The sequence below is a fragment of the Citrobacter sp. RHBSTW-00859 genome (assembly GCF_013729795.1).
GTDB classification, from domain to species: Bacteria; Pseudomonadota; Gammaproteobacteria; order Enterobacterales; family Enterobacteriaceae; genus Citrobacter; species Citrobacter braakii.
This window is the reverse complement of record NZ_CP056284.1, coordinates 1,206,994-1,224,106: the sequence shown is the minus strand read 5'-3', so window position 1 is coordinate 1,224,106 and position 17,113 is coordinate 1,206,994. Positions and strand designations below refer to the sequence as shown.

General features: G+C 48.1%; 14 protein-coding genes. 6 read left to right on the top strand and 8 right to left on the bottom strand.

Annotation, left to right across the window (positions count from 1 at the left end):
* The first annotated feature begins 282 nt into the window (after positions 1-282).
* The 6 genes from melR to galE all read left to right on the top strand — a co-directional run bounded on the left by melR (position 283) and on the right by galE (position 7,193).
* A complete protein-coding gene (gene melR / locus HV302_RS06085; RefSeq protein ID WP_181627050.1) occupies positions 283-1,221 on the top strand; it encodes a transcriptional regulator MelR in 939 nt (312 codons plus the stop codon).
* 193 nt (positions 1,222-1,414) lie between these two features.
* Positions 1,415-2,875: a Na+/H+ antiporter NhaC gene (gene nhaC, locus HV302_RS06080; RefSeq protein WP_046275107.1), complete on the top strand. Its 1,461-nt coding sequence runs from the start codon at positions 1,415-1,417 to the stop codon at positions 2,873-2,875.
* 125 nt (positions 2,876-3,000) lie between these two features.
* Positions 3,001-4,173, top strand: coding sequence for a MalY/PatB family protein (locus HV302_RS06075; protein ID WP_181627049.1), 1,173 nt, complete (start codon positions 3,001-3,003; stop codon positions 4,171-4,173).
* Positions 4,174-4,327: 154 nt separating this feature from the next.
* On the top strand, positions 4,328-4,963 hold the full coding sequence (locus HV302_RS06070; RefSeq protein WP_016154107.1) for a carbonic anhydrase: 636 nt from the start codon (positions 4,328-4,330) through the stop codon (positions 4,961-4,963).
* A gap of 208 nt (positions 4,964-5,171) precedes the next feature.
* A complete protein-coding gene (locus HV302_RS06065; protein ID WP_181627048.1) occupies positions 5,172-6,110 on the top strand; it encodes a glucosamine inositolphosphorylceramide transferase family protein in 939 nt (312 codons plus the stop codon).
* A gap of 66 nt (positions 6,111-6,176) precedes the next feature.
* Positions 6,177-7,193 carry a UDP-glucose 4-epimerase GalE gene (gene galE / locus HV302_RS06060; RefSeq protein WP_016154109.1) on the top strand — a complete coding sequence of 339 codons (1,017 nt, stop codon included), beginning with the start codon at positions 6,177-6,179 and terminating at the stop codon, positions 7,191-7,193.
* Positions 7,194-7,239: 46 nt separating this feature from the next.
* Here the strand turns inward: galE and HV302_RS06055 are convergent, their stop codons facing one another.
* Genes HV302_RS06055 through HV302_RS06020 form a run of 8 tightly spaced genes read right to left on the bottom strand, consistent with a single transcriptional unit; the run spans position 7,240 to position 17,111 of the window.
* Positions 7,240-8,631, bottom strand: a complete 1,392-nt coding sequence (locus tag HV302_RS06055) for a DUF4832 domain-containing protein (RefSeq protein WP_181627047.1) — start codon at positions 8,629-8,631, stop codon at positions 7,240-7,242.
* A gap of 31 nt (positions 8,632-8,662) precedes the next feature.
* Positions 8,663-9,070 (bottom strand): hypothetical protein, encoded by a 408-nt coding sequence (locus HV302_RS06050; RefSeq protein ID WP_016154111.1) that lies wholly within the window; start codon positions 9,068-9,070, stop codon positions 8,663-8,665.
* A 2-nt stretch (positions 9,071-9,072) separates the two neighbouring features.
* Complete coding sequence (locus tag HV302_RS06045; RefSeq protein WP_016157268.1) at positions 9,073-10,185, bottom strand: glycosyltransferase family 4 protein; 1,113 nt, start codon at positions 10,183-10,185, stop codon at positions 9,073-9,075.
* 1 nt (position 10,186) lies between these two features.
* Entirely contained in the window at positions 10,187-11,398 is a 1,212-nt protein-coding gene (locus HV302_RS06040; RefSeq protein WP_181627046.1) for a glycosyltransferase family 4 protein, read from the bottom strand.
* A 14-nt stretch (positions 11,399-11,412) separates the two neighbouring features.
* On the bottom strand, positions 11,413-12,402 hold the full coding sequence (locus HV302_RS06035) for a glycosyltransferase (RefSeq protein WP_016154114.1): 990 nt from the start codon (positions 12,400-12,402) through the stop codon (positions 11,413-11,415).
* Between the two features lie 4 nt (positions 12,403-12,406).
* Positions 12,407-13,777, bottom strand: a complete 1,371-nt coding sequence (locus HV302_RS06030; protein WP_181627045.1) for a capsular biosynthesis protein — start codon at positions 13,775-13,777, stop codon at positions 12,407-12,409.
* Complete coding sequence (locus tag HV302_RS06025; RefSeq protein ID WP_181627044.1) at positions 13,774-14,985, bottom strand: lipopolysaccharide biosynthesis protein; 1,212 nt, start codon at positions 14,983-14,985, stop codon at positions 13,774-13,776. The genes HV302_RS06030 and HV302_RS06025 overlap by 4 nt, the downstream gene beginning before the upstream one ends.
* Entirely contained in the window at positions 14,982-17,111 is a 2,130-nt protein-coding gene (locus tag HV302_RS06020; RefSeq protein ID WP_181627043.1) for a GumC family protein, read from the bottom strand. Before HV302_RS06020 ends, HV302_RS06025 begins: the two co-directional genes overlap by 4 nt.
* Positions 17,112-17,113 lie beyond the last annotated feature (2 nt).

The window sequence follows — 17,113 nt, the reverse complement described above, 5'->3', positions numbered from 1 at the left end:
CAAAATGTATGGTATTGCGTGAATATTGGCTATCGCTATGAATCCGATTTATTGGCAGAAAAACGCTGTCGCTTTGCAAAGTGAGCAGCTTTGATTGACCGTTTTTTAAATTAAAAACCACCATTCCCGTTAACTCAGATCGGCAAGCGACAGGCACAGGATCTGAGTTTTTGGGAATAACTTCGCGAAAATGGAGAGAAAACGGCGTTTTTTTTCGGTTAAGCTATGTTCATGCTTTGGCGCTACCCATGGTCAGATTCACTATTCAGGAACCCACCCATAATGGCAAAAAGTACCCCGCAGCTACCGCTCGACCCACATATGTGTCGCAGCTATGAAAAAAAGTCGCGAAGTCCGCTGGCGCTCTACTCAGAGTATCAGCGGATGGACGTCGAGCTGCGGGCTCCGCTGGCCATGACCTACAGCCACTGGCACGGTCAGGTTGAAGTGAATGTGCCGTTTGATGGCGATGTGGAGTACCTTTTCAATGACGAAGTGGTGAAAAGCAAACAGGGCTTTATAACGCTGTTCTGGGCCTGCACCCCCCATCAGCTGACGGATGCCGGGCACTGTAAACAGATGGCCATCTTCAACTTACCGATGCATCTGTTTTTGTCCTGGCCGCTGGACAGGGAACTGATCAACCACGTGACGCATGGGATGGTGATCACGTCGCTTGCCTCGCAACAGCTGAGCACTTTTGAAGTGCAGCGTTGGCAGAGTGAACTCAACAGCGACAATGAGCAAATTCGTCAATTAGCCATTGATGAGATTGCCCTGATGCTCAAGCGATTTAGCCTCGCTGGCTGGCGGCCAGTGCTGGGTAACAAAACATCGCGCACCCAGAAAAACAGTATTTCACGGCATTCACAGTTTTACGTCAGCCAGATGCTGGAGTTTATTGCCGCAAACTGCGACAAACAGCTTACGGTCGATGCAATTGCCGAACACGTTAAGCTCAACCCAAATTATGCGATGGGCATTTTTCATCGCGTGATGCAACTAACCATGAAACAGTATATTACCGCAATGCGCATCAACCATGTGCGGGCTTTGCTCAGCGATACGGATAAAACAATTCTGGATATCGCTACAATTGCAGGTTTCCGATCCAGCAGCCGTTTTTATAGCTCATTTCATAAATACGTCGGCATGCCGCCGCAGCAGTATCGCAAACTGAGCCAACAGCGCCGAAATCATTCACCTTATGCCGAGGGGTAATTTATTCGTCAAACTTACTCTTACCTTACAACCAAAATATAAGCATCAGAATAGCAGGTCAAAATAGATAATCTGCAGCAGTTAATAAAATAGGGTTCAGCCATGAACTCTGGCAACTATGTTACCCATTTATGGGTGACCTGTAGCAGGTATTTATTTGACGTGTTCAACCATTAACGATTGGGATGGAATTATGGAATTAAATAGCTGCACCGCCAACAATAGAAAGCCATTGTCTTTCTTTTGGTCAGTTTTACCCATGATAGTCATGCTGGGTGGCATTAGCATCGGATATTTTATCTTCAATATTCGAGCTGAACCCATGATCCTCGTGGGAACCGCAACCGCCTCGTTTATCGCCATCGCTCACGGCTACACGTGGGATGACATTCTACAATCTATTTGCAATAAAATATCTGAAGCGCTTCCTGTCATATTAATCGTCGCCAGTATCGGATTCTTAATTGGCGCATGGATGGTGTCAGGCACTATTCCAATGATGATTTATTATGGTCTGAAGTGGATTAACCCGCAGTATTTCTATATTTCAGCATTTATGCTGGGAGCGCTGATCTCAGTCTGTACCGGCACCTCCTGGGGGTCCATCGGAACCGTCGGGATTGCCATGATTGGCGTAGCGATTGGTCTGAATGTTTCGCTGCCCATTGCTGCTGGCGCTATTGTCTCCGGCTGCTGGTTTGGTGATAAGCTTTCTCCGGTTTCTGACTCAACCAACATGGCGGCGCTGGCTGCCGGTGTAAACCTGTACTCGCATATCGGCCATCTGCTGTGGACCACCGGCCCGGGATTTATTATTTGCTGCGTCGTATACAGCTATATGGGCATGGGCATTGATGCCTCATCCAGCGCGCCAGCCAATATCACCAACTTGATGAACGCTATCGGCCAGATTTATCACTTTAACATTCTGCTACTGTTGCCACCGATCATCGTTTTGTATGGCTCACTGTCAAAAAGACCGCCAATCCCGATGCTCTTTTTATCCACAATAGTCTCGATGATTCTGGCATTAGCCTTTCAGCAATTTACCGCATCATCGGTTGGCGAATCCGTGGTTAGCGGTTTTAAGCTCGCGATGCTCACCGGAGATAACCTGCCAACACTGTCATCAGATGTTTCGCGCTTACTGGAACGAGGCGGCGCCATTTCAATGTTTAGCAGCTTCGTCACCGTCTTCAGCGCCTTCAGCTTTGCCGGCGCAATGAGTGCGACAGGCTCTTTGCACACCGTGATAAACGCGCTCACGAAAGGCGTTAAATCCACATTCCGCCTGGTGGCCACCACGATTGTGACGACGTTCACCATCTGTGCCTGTACGGCAAATGGAACCTTGCCACTGCTGCTGTGCGGCGATGCCTTTAAAGAAGAATATAAAAAACGAGGGCTTGCGACAAAGAACCTCTCGCGTACTACCGAAGATGCCGGAACCGTTGTCGAACCGATTATTCCCTGGTCTGCCTCAGGCGTTTATTGCGCCACGATGCTGGGCGTGGCGACGCTTGATTATTTGCCATGGGCAATCCTCTGCTACAGCGGCATCATCTTTGCCCTGCTGTGGGCTGCCACCGGTATTGGCATTGCTAAATATGAACCAAATGAAGCTACAGAGCATATGGTTGAGCAAAAATCATAGGCTAATAAATAGCTAAATATTGGCTACCACCAGGGTAAATTTAATATATCGATTAGATATACAGAAATATTCTTCACTGTTGCGTTGCTTAAACTATTTTTTCAGAGACTGTCCAGGAGTCAGCAATGTCTTTGTTTGATGATATTGTCATAAGGGATGTTAATTGCCGTAAATACGGTCAATTACAACAGATGTACGGCACCACCGATGTATTACCGCTGTGGATTGCAGATATGGATTTTGTGACGCCAGAGCCAATCATGAGCACACTGCGTTCAGTGGTATCGCAGCCAGTACAAGGCTACAACCTGGATTATCCGCAATGGAAAGAGTCCGTTATTCATTGGTATGCGCAACAGTATGAAGTCGACATAAAGCCACACTGGTTGCATTTTATTCCCGGCGTCATCAAAACTATCGTGCTCTCTCTGATGGTGTTTACCCGACCAGGCGATAATATTTTAACCTGTACGCCAATATATGACCCCTACCCTAATCTGGTAAACACCAGCGGCAGGAATTTGATTCAAACGCGCCTCATTGAGAAAGATGGTCATTACGAATTTGACTGGCATGATTTCAGCGAAAAACTCAGGCAGTGCAAAATGTTTCTTTTCCCTTCGCCGCATAATCCAGGCGGTATGGTGTGGTCGCGGGAAACGTTGGAAAAAGTAAGCCACTATTGTCAGCAAGCTGGCGTCATTATTCTCTCAGATGAAGTGCATAGTGATTTAACCCTGCCAGGCAAGCGCCATCTGCCGTTTTTTACTTTAGACGAAGCGACAGGGAGTCAGTCAATCGTGTTGACATCAATCAGTAAAACCTTCAACACAGCAGCGATCCAGGGCGGAATTGCCATTATTAAAAATGATGAATTACGCCATCAGTTCTATGGTTTCCTGGATAACTGCTACCTTGCCGAGACACATACATTACAGCAGGCGGCCATTTACAGCGCCTTTACCCATTGTGGCGACTGGCACCAAAAATTATTAGCCTACCTGGCCGACAATGTGGCGTTTGTTAAAAGTGAAATTGAAAAGCACTGTCCCTTAATCTCCATTGTGTATGGCGGAGCATCGTATCTTCTGTTTCTGAACGCGGAAAAAATGAATCTTAGCGATGAACAGCTAAGCGCATTTTTTGTGCAGGAAGCAAAACTGGGTCTGTCACCAGGCGCGCAATATGGCCCCGGCGGAGAGGGTCACATGAGACTCAACGTTGGGTGCCCGCGCTCGGTACTGGTAGAAGCGATGAACCGACTGAAAGCGGCGTACCAAAAACGACAGAACGCATAGCGCGCATCACACTCTTTGCCCCGCCACGGTGGGGCAAAACTATACAAAGATGTTGCAGAACTGCTATAAAGTTTTTCCGTTCTGTCGGCTGGTGTTAAACTGGAAAGTGTGATCTTCATCATAACCTGCTTAAACAGAGAAAAGAGACACTGCTATGCAACATATCATTGAGGGCTTCCTCAACTTCCAAAAAGAGATTTTCCCTCAACGTAAGGAACTCTTTCGCAGCCTGGCATCCAGCCAGAATCCCAAAGCGCTTTTCATCTCCTGTTCCGATAGCCGCCTGGTGCCAGAACTCGTTACTCAGCAAGAGCCCGGACAGCTTTTCGTTATCCGCAACGCCGGTAATATCGTTCCGTCTTTTGGACCGGAACCCGGTGGCGTATCTGCTACGATTGAATACGCGGTTGTCGCACTTGGCGTGACGGATATCGTCATCTGCGGACACTCCAACTGCGGCGCGATGAAAGCCATTGCTGATAGCCAGCCTCTGGATCCGATGCCCGCTGTGGCTCACTGGTTGCACTATGCCGATGCCGCGAAAGCCGTGGTTGAGAAGAAAACCTGGGATAACCCAATCGATAAAGTTAACGCCATGGTGGAAGAAAACGTTATCGCACAGCTCAATAATATTAAAACGCATCCTTGCGTCGCGGTTGGGCTGCGAAATAATGCGCTTCGTCTGCACGGCTGGGTATATGACATCGAAAGCGGTGAAATCCGTACCCTGGATAAAAACAGCAAAACCTACGTTTCCCTTGCTGATAACCCGCAGGTGCATTTCGAGTAAATCGTCCACTGGAGCAAGGATGCTCTGGAGAGCTTTTACCTACTTTTGTGCTATAGACAAAAAACATGCTTGCGACTAGTTTTAAAATAGCCACTGGTATTCTCACATCAGTTTTCGCACATTCATACAACGTTGCGACAGGTCTCATGAACTGAGCCGCAAATAGCTGTTCATACATGATGCAGGCGATAAAAAGGAGCGGGTACGAATGCAAGCAAAAATAAAAAGAATAATAAATATGTTATTCTATCATGAGTCGTGGGATATCATGATTATTAAGGTTCATGGTACACACTTATTCCCGAATAATACACTGGATATATTAAGTAAATCCGCTGCACAGCAGTTAAAAAAGAAATATACGTTTCAGGCCGATCCTTTTCTTATTGAAAAAGATGATAAACTGTTTGTTTTTTATGAAGCTTTTAGCTTTCGCAACTCGAAAGGCACGCTCCGATGCCGTATTCTTGATCGTGAACTGGTTGAAATTGATGACGTGAAACTTGAAGGTTTTGACGACCTGATGTGTCATTTGTCATTTCCTTTCCTGATTAATATTAACGATCAGCTCTTCATGATTCCTGAATCATCAGAAAGAAAAGAAGTGATACTGTTTCAGTCAGTAGAGTTTCCTACGCGCTGGAAGAAAATTAAAGTTCTAATCTCTGACACCGAAGTGACAGATAACATTTTTCTTTCAATGAAAGAGACCTGCTATCTTATGTCGACCACCATGGATAATAAAATAATTATTCATTCGGCAGAGCATCTCCACGGACAGTGGCAAAGAATTACTCCTGCATTGAAGGTGAGCAATCATCATCATCGGGGAGCGGGTGCGCCTTATCTTGTCGATAACAAAATGTATTTCTTAACCCAGGAATGCACACCTGAAACATATGGAAAATCTATCTACATCAAAGAATTAGTTACACTGAATGACGCTACTTTTGATGAGAATCTGATCGAACAAATCAATTCGTCGATCAACCACAGTGACGGCGTTCACACGCTAAATTTCTCAAGTAATTATATTGCCTATGATACAAAAATAAATAAGTTCAGTCTGTTGGCAATCTTTAAAAAAATATCATATAAGTGTATGATAAAATATAGAAACGTATACCTTTCCCGGCAAAATAACTGATCCACTGGATCCTTGGGTGCATTGCTGGAAAATCGCTCGGGTTTTTAGCATTTTTCTGGAGTCTGTATGGCTATTCTTGTCACTGGTGGTGCAGGTTATATTGGTTCACATACTGTTTTAACGCTACTGGAAAGAGGCGATGATGTCGTTGTCATCGATAATCTGGCGAACGCCAGCCGAATCTCGCTGGACAGGGTCGCGGAACTCACAGGAAGGGAACCCATTGTCTATATCGCTGATGTTCTCGACAGGCAGGCATTAAAAAACATTTTCGCCAACCATAACATCACTGATGTCATTCATTTTGCGGGCCTCAAATCGGTTTCCGAGTCGATAAAAGAACCCCTTGCTTACTACGAAAACAACGTCACTGGAACGCTGGTTTTACTGGATGAGATGCTGGCCGCAGGCGTTAATCGATTCATTTTTAGCTCATCTGCTACGGTATACGGTAATCCGGAAAGCGTGCCGCTGAGCGAGCAATCGCGTACGGGGGGAACCACCAATCCGTACGGTACCTCTAAATTAATGGTCGAACAGATTCTGGCCGATTTCTCCCGCGCGCAGCCCGATTTCCGCATTACCTGCCTGCGCTATTTCAACCCGGTAGGCGCCCATCCATCGGGTCGAATTGGTGAGGATCCCAATGGTATCCCCAATAACCTGGTGCCGTACATCTCCCAGGTTGCGATTGGTAAGCTGAAAACCGTGTCGGTGTACGGTAATGACTATCCAACCCCCGACGGCACCGGCGTTCGTGATTATATCCACGTCATGGATTTGGCGACCGGCCATTTAGCCGCGCTGGATAGCCAGAACAAAGGCGCTGCCTACAAGGTGATTAATCTCGGTACCGGGGTCGGTTATTCTGTGATTAATCTGATTGAGGCGTTTGAAAAAGCGGCGCAGAAAAAAATAAGCTATCAGTTTGTCGACAGAAGGCCCGGCGACATTGCCGAATGTTGGTCTGACCCGTCACTGGCATACAAAGAGTTGGGCTGGAAGGCCATATACAACCTTGATGAAATGATGCGTGACACCTGGAACTGGCAAAAAAACAACCCGAATGGTTATAACATCTGATGTACCCGGCAACGAGCCTGAGCCTCAGGCTCGTTGCAGTGACGGGCTAGTGTGCCGTTATCGTTGATACGCGATACCAGCCGCTGCTCTGCTTTCCTTCGTTGGCAAAGTTAATTCTTGCCGCCCCGGATTTATCCAGCATCGAAACCTCAATGGCGTATTGCCCTTTCGCCAGTCGGCCCGGCATGGGCAATGCGTAGCTAACCTGATAAACGCCCGGGAGCCAACGTCGTATATCATCCGCCGTATTCCCCTGCGCCACTACATTATTGGCGCTATCCATCACACGAAATGCCAGCGTGTAGGGCAGATAAATCGGTGCGATACCTTCGTTATACCAGGTACTGTTCAACCTCAACGTTTGTCCGCCGTCCCACACGGACTCATGGCTCAGAGACGCTAAGCGAAACCGATAGCCCAGTTTGGTCAGCGCATCATCAACAATCGGTCGATAATCGCTGGGTATCGCTCTCGATTTCAGGTTGAACGTGCTGGCGTGCTGCTTGACCGCCCAGTCAAAAATGCCCTGCACTTCAGCACGCGTATAGTGGAAGGTATTCTTCCAGTCCTGCATATATGAACAGATTTCCAGACTGACCGGCGCACGTTTCCAGGCATCGTTAAACCCCGAATAGCTCTGCTGTGCTGCCAGTAATCGCTGCGGGTAATCACCGGCCATATGGCTCCAGGAGTCCGAAAATACGCGCAGGTCACCCCAGCAATCCGCCCGCCATCCAGCCCCTCGAGCCACCGCATTCGCCAGGCTTTGCCCACCGCTCATCAACATTATTTTCGGCGTCGAAGGGAAGGCAGAAAAGTGCATTGCGACGTAGCGGTCTAACTGCGCGGTGGTGTACTGCTCCAACAGTGGTTTCAGATCAGGGAAATTGCTGTTATGCCATTCACCCCAGGCCCCCACCATGCCGATATCCACAAAAGCGAGATTCGCATTACCGTCGTAGCGTTTTCCGAATGCGTTCAGCAGACGCTGGCTGTACTCAATAAACAGCGGGTCGCTTAAATCCGGAATAAATGTTTTATTATCTTGCGTCCAGCTGCCTTTCACGCCTTTTTTAATCAGCCAATCGGGAATTTTGGTGCCATCCCCCGGATCGGCAAGCACCATAAAGCGCAGCCCGACATTCATCGCGGGACGATGCGCTGCCGCGTATTTGAAGGCATCATCCACCAGCGCAAAATTATACTGACCTTCAACAGGCTCCAGCTCTCGCCAGTAAAATCGCTCGTATTCAAATCCGGTATTGGGATAATCCGCCAGATCCAGCGTTTCACCGTACCCCTGATGAAAACTTGCCACGCCAATCCCCGGATTGGTTAGCGGGCCCGTTAATGCTTTGGGGGTTACGGTCGTTAATGCAGACATAACCGCCAACGGAAAGGACATCAACAACAGCGCAGAAACCCATTTACACTTCATCGCAGTGACGCCCTCCACAGGTTTGTTTACGCTAGCGGTTTTTCAGGCTTAACCACCAGTCCCATATACCCACATGAAAATTTTGGAACACATCAATACCTAATGCTGATTTGATCATATACAGCGTCAGCAATACGCAGCAGGTAACGAACAACACGGCTATCAGCAGCAAAAAAGTGAGCAATATTCTCGACAGGGTCGATTCCTGACGATGCTGCCGACGCAAATCTCTGCCAAACAAAAAAACCAGATAATAGCGTTTACTGAAAAAGGGAAAGCTTCGGCGAATATCGATCTGATGCCGCGAAGTCAGAGTCGAGGCCAGGATCGCTTTTTCCACCCCTTCTTTTTGTTCAGGGGTCAACCCTTGCGCAATCGGCTCGTCAAGATGAGCATAAAATCGTTCGATGACGGGAGGACGATTTTGAGGACTGGTCAAAATTAACCTATATCTTTATCAATTGAGTGATAGACGTTAATCGTCTTTTTGGCGATTTCATGCCAGTTATAGTTTTGCAAATATACACGATAGTCCACGCTATTGGTTGCCGCCCACTCGGTTAATTTTTCGGCCAGGCTGGTCACATCCCCCACCTTAAAATAGGCCTCGGACGGCAGTTGAACTTCGAGGTTAGCCGGAATATCACTGACGACGGCAGGAAGAGAAAATGACATCGCTTCCAGCAGCGCAATGGGCAATCCTTCATGGTATGAAGGCATCACAAACAGCTGTGCCTGGGAAAACACCGCCTGAAGCTCATCACCACGCAAGAACCCCGTCATCACAACGCCAGGGGTGTCCGCGGCAAGCTTTTTGAGGCGAATGCTATATTCGGTCGGATGATCCGCATCGCCAATTAACACTAACGGCATAGTTAAACCGCTGCGCTGATAGGCGGCGATGGCATCATGCATCCCTTTTTCTTCCACAAATCGCCCAACCACCACGAGGTAGTTTTTCGGCTGCAGCCCAAAGCGGGAGAGCGTATTGTCGATGGTCAGCGCAGATAACGACCGCGGCTCATTGACGCCATTGTGAATTAAATGCGCATCATAGCGAGCGTGTTTTTTCTGGATCAGTTGATTAATAACCTCAGAAATCACAATCACTTCGTTGGCATATCTCACTGCCCAACGCTCACCCAGCAGCAATATTTTTTTGGCAACGAATCCCCATTTTTGACGATCGTAATCAGGTCCATGGTGGGTGAAAACCACCTTCTTCCCTAACATGCGTAATAAGGGGATCACAAGCCCAGGTCCGATAGCATGGACATGCACAATATCCGAATGGTCGATACTTGTCCTAAATGCCGCTAAAACAGAATGGACAATCGCTTCCAGCGAGCGCTTTTTGGGTGCCCACAGCGCGTAGGTTTCAACTTTCTTATATAACGATCGTTTGTAATTTACATACGGCGAGCGTGCAATCACGCAAATATCAACGTCCAACTGCTGCTTAATGGCAGGATATAGATTCTGACAGTGTGTCTCCACCCCACCCAATACATCGGGAATACCACGCGTACCAAAAACCGTTATTTTTTTACTCATACTATGGCCTGCTCAGCAGTTCTTTATAGAGCGCCAGTAGAGTATCCATATGTTTACTCAGCGCATATTTTTCACTCAATCGCGCACGACCCTGTAAGCCCATGACCCGCGCCTTCTCTGGCGAGTCGGCCAGTGCATCCAGCGCATTTGCTAACTCCTGCGCATTGCCAGGTTCGAATAAAATCCCTTCGATACCGTCACGAATTTGTTCCGGGATGCCACCGATGCGCGATCCGATCACCGGCTTGCCTAAGGACATCGCCTCTAATATCGCCATAGAACAGTTTTCATAGCATTCTGAAGGAAGGATCACTGCCCGCGCATGCTTAATAAGGTTATCGAGAGCTTCCCCTTGTTGCACATAACCTAAAAACTCAACGTCCGGGTATTGGGCGACTAATTCGTCGTGCAGGGGACCGTGCCCCACAATTTTCAGCGGCGCTTTGTTCTGCATTTTCTCATGCGCCGCCAATAACGTTGCCACGCCCTTTTCACGGCTCAGGCGACCGAAGTACAGCATATAGCCCTCATCGCTTACCTCACCCAGAGGACGGCTGTCATCAACGCCATTGACGATGACATCAATGCGCGAATTCGGCAGCGTACGCAACAATACGCCACGTAAAAAGACGCTCGGCGAAACGATCACATCCAGCGCCTGGTAATTTTGCGCAATATATTGCCAGGTCGCCTCTAAAGAGAGCAGGAGGCTTTTTGAAGCAGAGCCTTCCTGGCAACGATACCTGAAGGCATTGAAAACCGTCCCGGTAATACAGGAATCACACACTTTACCGTCGCGCAGCATGGAATAGGCAGGACAGACGATCTTATAGTCATGCGCGGTCAACACCGTTTTGCAGCCAAAATTGCGGGCCACTTTAATCAACGCCGGCGTTAACTGATGGTAAATGTTATGGAAGTGGACGATATCCGGACGCTCTTTTTGTAGTAGCGCCAGCATCTTTTTGCAGGCCTGCGAATTATGAATAAAGTTAACCGCCGTTTTGAGCCCGCCCAGCAGATTGCGCTCTTGGTGGTAGTCCACATTGCTGACGAAATAATCCGCATAGTCCGAAGGGAAATTGTTCTCATGCTGCATCGAGAAATCAATAACCTGTACTCCGGCCTGTTTCAGCATCTCGCGCTCTTGAAAATAAACGGTTTCCGCGCCGCCTTTAATGAAAAAAAACTTATTCACTAATAAAACTTTCATTGCGCCAGCCTTAGTTATTCATGAATGATTTTACTGTCAGGCGGAGTCAACGGATCGCGTACTGGTTTAGTCAACCCTTTAACAAGTCCCGCAGAAAGCACGGCCAGGTTCATTACGCTCTGCAATCCGTTCAATAACGATCGATTCTGCACGGTTTTCAAGATAATAAAGGCAAGCAAGGGTAGAAATGCAATATCGAAAAGTTCGAGATTGAAGGTCACCGCCGCAATAAACAAGGCAATCAGATACACAGAAAAAATCGCCTCGTTCTTAACCATTTTTAACGCTTTGCCGAAATAAGGTTTTCCCCATGCACAACGTAAAAGCTCGCCCGGTGCCTGATAGTATCCACTTTTCCAGCGGTGCTTCAGCATCTGAAAGGTCGGCATGGTATGCGAAGTATGGATAAAATACGGAATATTCAGACGGCGTAGTTTATAACCCGCATCGAGCAAACGCAGGCCAAGTTCGGCTTCTTCATAAGCGTGCAAATTACGGTTGGTGAGATAACCAATTTTCTCAATCGCAGAGCGGCGATATAACCCACCACCGCCTAAATGGTCGCTATCTCCAAGCGGATAGATTTTACTAATACGCTGCTTACGCGATTTAAATTCATAGTTAACGGCATCGTCCATTTCAACGGTTCCCGCGACACCTGCATATTCCGGCTCAGCCTGCAAAAAAGCGACAGCCTGATCCACAAAGCCCTCTTCCAGCTCCATGTCGCCGTCCATCAGCAACAGATATTCCCCTTCACTATACAGATAACCTAACTGATGCCCGACGCCGCAGCAGCGATCGCCTGGGTCAGTTAAAGAGACCACGGTCACCCCTTTATCGATCGCAAGCTGTTGGGTGTTATCCGTTGACAGGCTATCTGCCACTATAATTTTATGTGGATAATCAACAAGCTGCCTGCGGATACTGTCTATCGTTTTCTCAATACATTCAGATTCATTGAGTGTTTTAATACTCACTGAAATAAACGGTTTTTGGTCCATACAATTACCCTACACAGCGAAGGACGGTTCGACGAATCACTAAACTTGATCCTAGTGATAAATAGAACAGGAATTGTAACATCGGTGTAATCATCAGTATCTGGCTGTAAGGTAAGCTAATTAAGCAACTGATAGCAAAAGCGTTAAACGCCGGTGCAAAGCTCAGCAACTGAAGATCCTGCTGGTCCAGTTGTTCAAGCGTCAGTAATGGCTTTGGCTGACAAACTTTCAGGATATAAATGAATAAGCTAATAAAAAGTAACGTGCCGATCACCCCGACTTCCCACAGCAGCATACTCAGGGAAGTCGAGTCGAGAATTAAGTTATAAATGATATTCAAAAAGCCCGGCGACACCGTACTCCCGCTGTTTGTGGCGTTGAGCCCGTAACCAAATAACGTTCCTGAAAGCCCCCACAGATCGTTATTTTTCAACCAGAACAGGAACGTCGTAAAGCGCCCTAACTCCCCGGTAGACATGATGTAGTTCGGGTCAAAGATATAGCTTAAGGAGTCGATGAAAATGCTTAACGAGCTTTTCGACGGATCGCCGCCAAACGCGGAAGAATAATAGTACGCGAGGATCACTATCGACAAGCTAATAAGCAGCAGCATGCCCGCCACAATAACCAACAGCGTTTTCAGATTAACCTTACTGACGTCTTTGACGTAGCTCGGTGAGATCCACACCCACGCAAGGAACAGAGGAGACAGCAGAATGACGAACTTCACTTCACCAATAATACATAGCCCGATCCCAAGAACAATGTGCAACGCCATGGACTTGAACGAGGTCAACCCGTGCTTATACTCAGAGACTTTTAACAACATAATCAACAGGCAAAACAGGCCCATCGCAGCAGTGTTACCGCCCCCCATGGGGTCACCGCCAAACGTACCAACCACGGAGTCCCATTTCTCATCTTCGCCACGCACCGCAACGCGCTGGGGAACGACCAGCAAAACCTGATAAATCATTACCGGGATTTGCGCGTAAAACACCCAGTACAGATAGCGCGTTGCACGGTAAATCTGCGACTCCCGGCAAAATCCCAGCAGCAAACAGATCATCACCAGTGACAATGCGATTTCATTTTTAAATGCCACAATCGCGACGGTGATCCCGCCCTGAATCAGCGTCGATGTTCCGGCCAGTATCAGGAACGAAAAATACAACGCCAGGACAATCGTCTCCTGCGCATCCAGCTGCAGCGAGCCATCACGCGTCTGCATCACCAATAATCCCACCATCAACAGGGTCAGGAAAAAGGGGATCCACAGCACCGACTGCATGCCGGTAAAGTATTGCACCAGGCCACACAGGATCAGCGTGACAAAGCTAAAAACCTGTAAATAGTATCCGGTATTCAGCGTCATAGTATCACCGGCTTGTCTTTCAGAAGATTGGCTCGCTTATTCATTTTCAGATAAATGAAGGCGTAACGAATAAATGTCAGTGAAGAAAACAGGATAACCGACGTGGCATAATCTTTATGAAAATAGGGAATGACGACAAATGCGAATAACACAATCGCCAGCTGTTCCAGTTGGATACGCAGAAAATAGCGGTGGGAACCAAAAATAAGCTCAATCACCGTCAGAGGGCTTATCGCCAGCGCCGGGAATAAATAGGGCAACATGTAGCGCGACGTCTCAATGGAGTTAATCCAGTCTTCGCTAAAGCCCAGACGCATCACTATTGGATAGAAAATAAACACCCCGAGAGTACAGATAACCCCCAGAACCAACAGTAGCATCCGCACCCTGGTATATTCATGAAAATTAAAGGTATTATTTCTGAAGTCGATAGACCACTTGGAAAAAATAGTATTGCGCACTGCGTTGCCGATGATCACCACCGGCGCCAGGCAAAAGCGGCTAACCACGGAAAAATAACCTGCCGTCAGCGCCGAGAACCAAAAGTTAATCAACATAATCGGCAAATTGCTGCTGGCCATCGCCAGCACTTCCGCACTACCGACTTTGGTAATGTGATGGATATTTTGTTTGAAAAAATGCCAGTTACTGGCAGGTCGCAAATGTCTGGCCGCCACGGAACGAATATCAAACGAATGCAAAATACAGCTTATGGTCAGCAGCATCGTCGCGCAGGCCCATGACCAATAAAACAGTTGCACCTGATGCGTAACCAGCACCGAAAGTAATACCACCACAGAGACAGAGATGCGCTGGAAAATCAGAAAACGAAAATTGGCCGTGCGCAGCGACAGGTTTTCCGAGATTAAAACCCACGCCGTCGCCAGCGTCAGCAAATAAAGGAACAGGATATTCTGGTGAAACAGCCACGCTGTCAGTACGGCGTACGGTAAGGCAATGATCGTGCTTTGGATCAGGCAAAAAACGACGTTCTGTACCAGTTCGTCGTCGTGCTGTTTTGGAATTAAAAGCTGCGATGCAAAGGTACACACCTGCGCGCCCACCACGGCGATGCTGTAATTGAGCGCATAAAGCCCCACCTCAGCCATATCATACTTGTGCGAAATCAACCAGATAGACAGCGCACCAATCAACTGCGAGATGACTGATGAACCGGCTATCGTGGAAGCGCTCTTCAGTAGACTCATACCCGGCCTGGCGTCGTCATCAGTTGATCGGTACTGAAGTTAAGTGAACGCAGACCCTCCTGGGTTTCAAGATCTTTTTCTTCAACCGCATTGAGTACCGCGCCAATCACCACGCCGTTATTTTCCTCAATCTTATCCAGCGCGCTGGCGATGTGTCCCGCCGACTCCACCCCGGCTTTCACTATGAAAACAACCCCATCGACGGCACGTTTGATCAGTTGAACATCCTGGCTCTGATTCACAGCAGCAACATCAATAATGATGCGCTGATAATGCGATTTCAGTTCGCGCATTAAGGGTTCAACGTGCTCCAACGACAACATCAGTAAAGAAGAGATGGTGCTCTTGCCGTGCGCAATAAAGTCGAGATTATCACTGAGCGTGATCCGCGCCTGTTCCAGCTGAGTCTCTCCGCGCAGCAGCTCAGCCAGGCCTGCGGATGTGGCTGATGCAAGTTCAGAAGAAAGCCCGCCCGTATTAAAAAAATCTGCATCAATAAGCAGCGTTTTCTGGTCAAAACTAAAGGAGTTCGCTAACAGATTCGCCAACAAAGAACGCCCATCACCGTGTTCCGTCGATGCCACGGCGAGCGTCTGTAATGGACGATTATCCAGCATAATCCGGGTACGGATACCGTGCACAATATCGGCATTCAGCGGGTTCTTCAGGATCATGTCGCGCACTTGCGCACGCTCTGAGGTTCCACTAAAACGACGGATTTCGCCCAGCGGGGTAACGTTGAGGCGCTTTTTCATGCGACTCAGGCTGGCGATTGAGTTATCCATCGCCGCTTTGACAATGAAATACATGATGCTGAACACGACCACCAGCATGACCACCATCACCAACAGCAGTGATTTATTCGGCTTCGCCGGTTTTAATGCAGGAACTGCGGGATCGTATAACACCGCATCGGCATTCACGCCGGACAGCGACAACTCCTGAGTACGCTGATAGAGCGATTTATACAGGTCTTCCATTTTATCTAACGACAGTTTTTGGCCGTTCCAGGCATCCCGTTTTGACGCCATTTTCTGGAAGATCTCTTTCTGCTGTTCCACCTGTTGCTGATAGTTCTTTTCATCCGCCAGCGCCGCCAGATATTGCTGACGTAAGCCGACTTTCAGCTCACCCAACACCCGTCCGGTTTGGCTTTGGATCGACTGAACATCGGCCTGTGCTTTTAAAATGGCGGGGTTTTTTGGCCCATAAACTTTGCGCAGTTCAGACAACGTACGCTGCGCCTGAATCAGCGCAATGCGCAGATCCTGAATCTGAGCGTGGTTAGAGACCGAAGGCAGCGAGATAACGCTTTCGGCGGACTTCCCTGCGCCATTCACTTCGTTATAAACGGATTCAGCGGCAACACGACGTTGGGTCGCGTCGGCCAGACGATTGGTCACGATACTTAACTGCTCGGTTTCAAAACCATCGATACCGCGAAAGGTCAACAGCCCGGCATTTTTCAGATAGCTTTCCATCTCTTCTTTTTGCTTCGCTATCGACTTCTGAATCTCTTCCATTTTTTCATAATTCAGTTCGCGGGCTTTCTCTACTTTCTGACGCTTTTGCTCCAGCGTATAGTTGATGAAAGCCTGCGCGACGCCGTTGGCGATATCAGCCGCAACCTGGGGCGAAGTCGATTCATAGGTAATAGAGGCGAGGTTCGTTGTCCGAATACCGATGACATTCAGGTTTTTCGACAACGTTTTCAGCGCCAGCTCCATTCTCAGTTGCCGACTTTCACTGCTATCAGCGCCCTGAGCATCGGCTTTTTCCCCGGTAAATGCCGGGTTTTCATCCAGCTTCATATCGCGAACGGCTTGCTCGAGCACAATTCGTGAATGCATCAACGCATATTGCGTTTCGTAGTAACCACTGCGCGTTGAATCGAAACCATCAACCTGTGGGAACGGAGAAACGTTATCGGCCTGCGCCTTAATCAGCACCGTCGCCGTTGATACATACTTTGAGGACATCATGCTGATTAACGGATAAGCCACGACCCCGGCAACGATACCGGCCAGCGCGATTTTCCAGGCGTTCTTTTTCAGCGCTTTGGCAAAGCGGGAGAATTCAACAGTGCTTTCTCGTTTTTTGCCGTTTTCCACTATTGATAGTTTCATCG

Bases quoted from the DNA above. Each gene is read 5' to 3' on its own strand.
- melR (WP_181627050.1), top strand. From the start codon at position 283: ATGGCAAAAAGTACCCCGCAGCTACCGCTCGACCCACATATGTGTCGC.
- nhaC (WP_046275107.1), top strand. From the start codon at position 1,415: ATGGAATTAAATAGCTGCACCGCCAACAATAGAAAGCCATTGTCTTTC.
- HV302_RS06075 (WP_181627049.1), top strand. From the start codon at position 3,001: ATGTCTTTGTTTGATGATATTGTCATAAGGGATGTTAATTGCCGTAAA.
- HV302_RS06070 (WP_016154107.1), top strand. From the start codon at position 4,328: ATGCAACATATCATTGAGGGCTTCCTCAACTTCCAAAAAGAGATTTTC.
- HV302_RS06065 (WP_181627048.1), top strand. From the start codon at position 5,172: ATGCAAGCAAAAATAAAAAGAATAATAAATATGTTATTCTATCATGAG.
- galE (WP_016154109.1), top strand. From the start codon at position 6,177: ATGGCTATTCTTGTCACTGGTGGTGCAGGTTATATTGGTTCACATACT.
- HV302_RS06055 (WP_181627047.1), bottom strand. From the start codon at position 8,631: ATGAAGTGTAAATGGGTTTCTGCGCTGTTGTTGATGTCCTTTCCGTTG.
- HV302_RS06045 (WP_016157268.1), bottom strand. From the start codon at position 10,185: ATGAGTAAAAAAATAACGGTTTTTGGTACGCGTGGTATTCCCGATGTA.
- HV302_RS06040 (WP_181627046.1), bottom strand. From the start codon at position 11,398: ATGAAAGTTTTATTAGTGAATAAGTTTTTTTTCATTAAAGGCGGCGCG.
- HV302_RS06035 (WP_016154114.1), bottom strand. From the start codon at position 12,402: ATGGACCAAAAACCGTTTATTTCAGTGAGTATTAAAACACTCAATGAA.
- HV302_RS06030 (WP_181627045.1), bottom strand. From the start codon at position 13,777: ATGACGCTGAATACCGGATACTATTTACAGGTTTTTAGCTTTGTCACG.
- HV302_RS06025 (WP_181627044.1), bottom strand. From the start codon at position 14,985: ATGAGTCTACTGAAGAGCGCTTCCACGATAGCCGGTTCATCAGTCATC.
- HV302_RS06020 (WP_181627043.1), bottom strand. From the start codon at position 17,111: ATGAAACTATCAATAGTGGAAAACGGCAAAAAACGAGAAAGCACTGTT.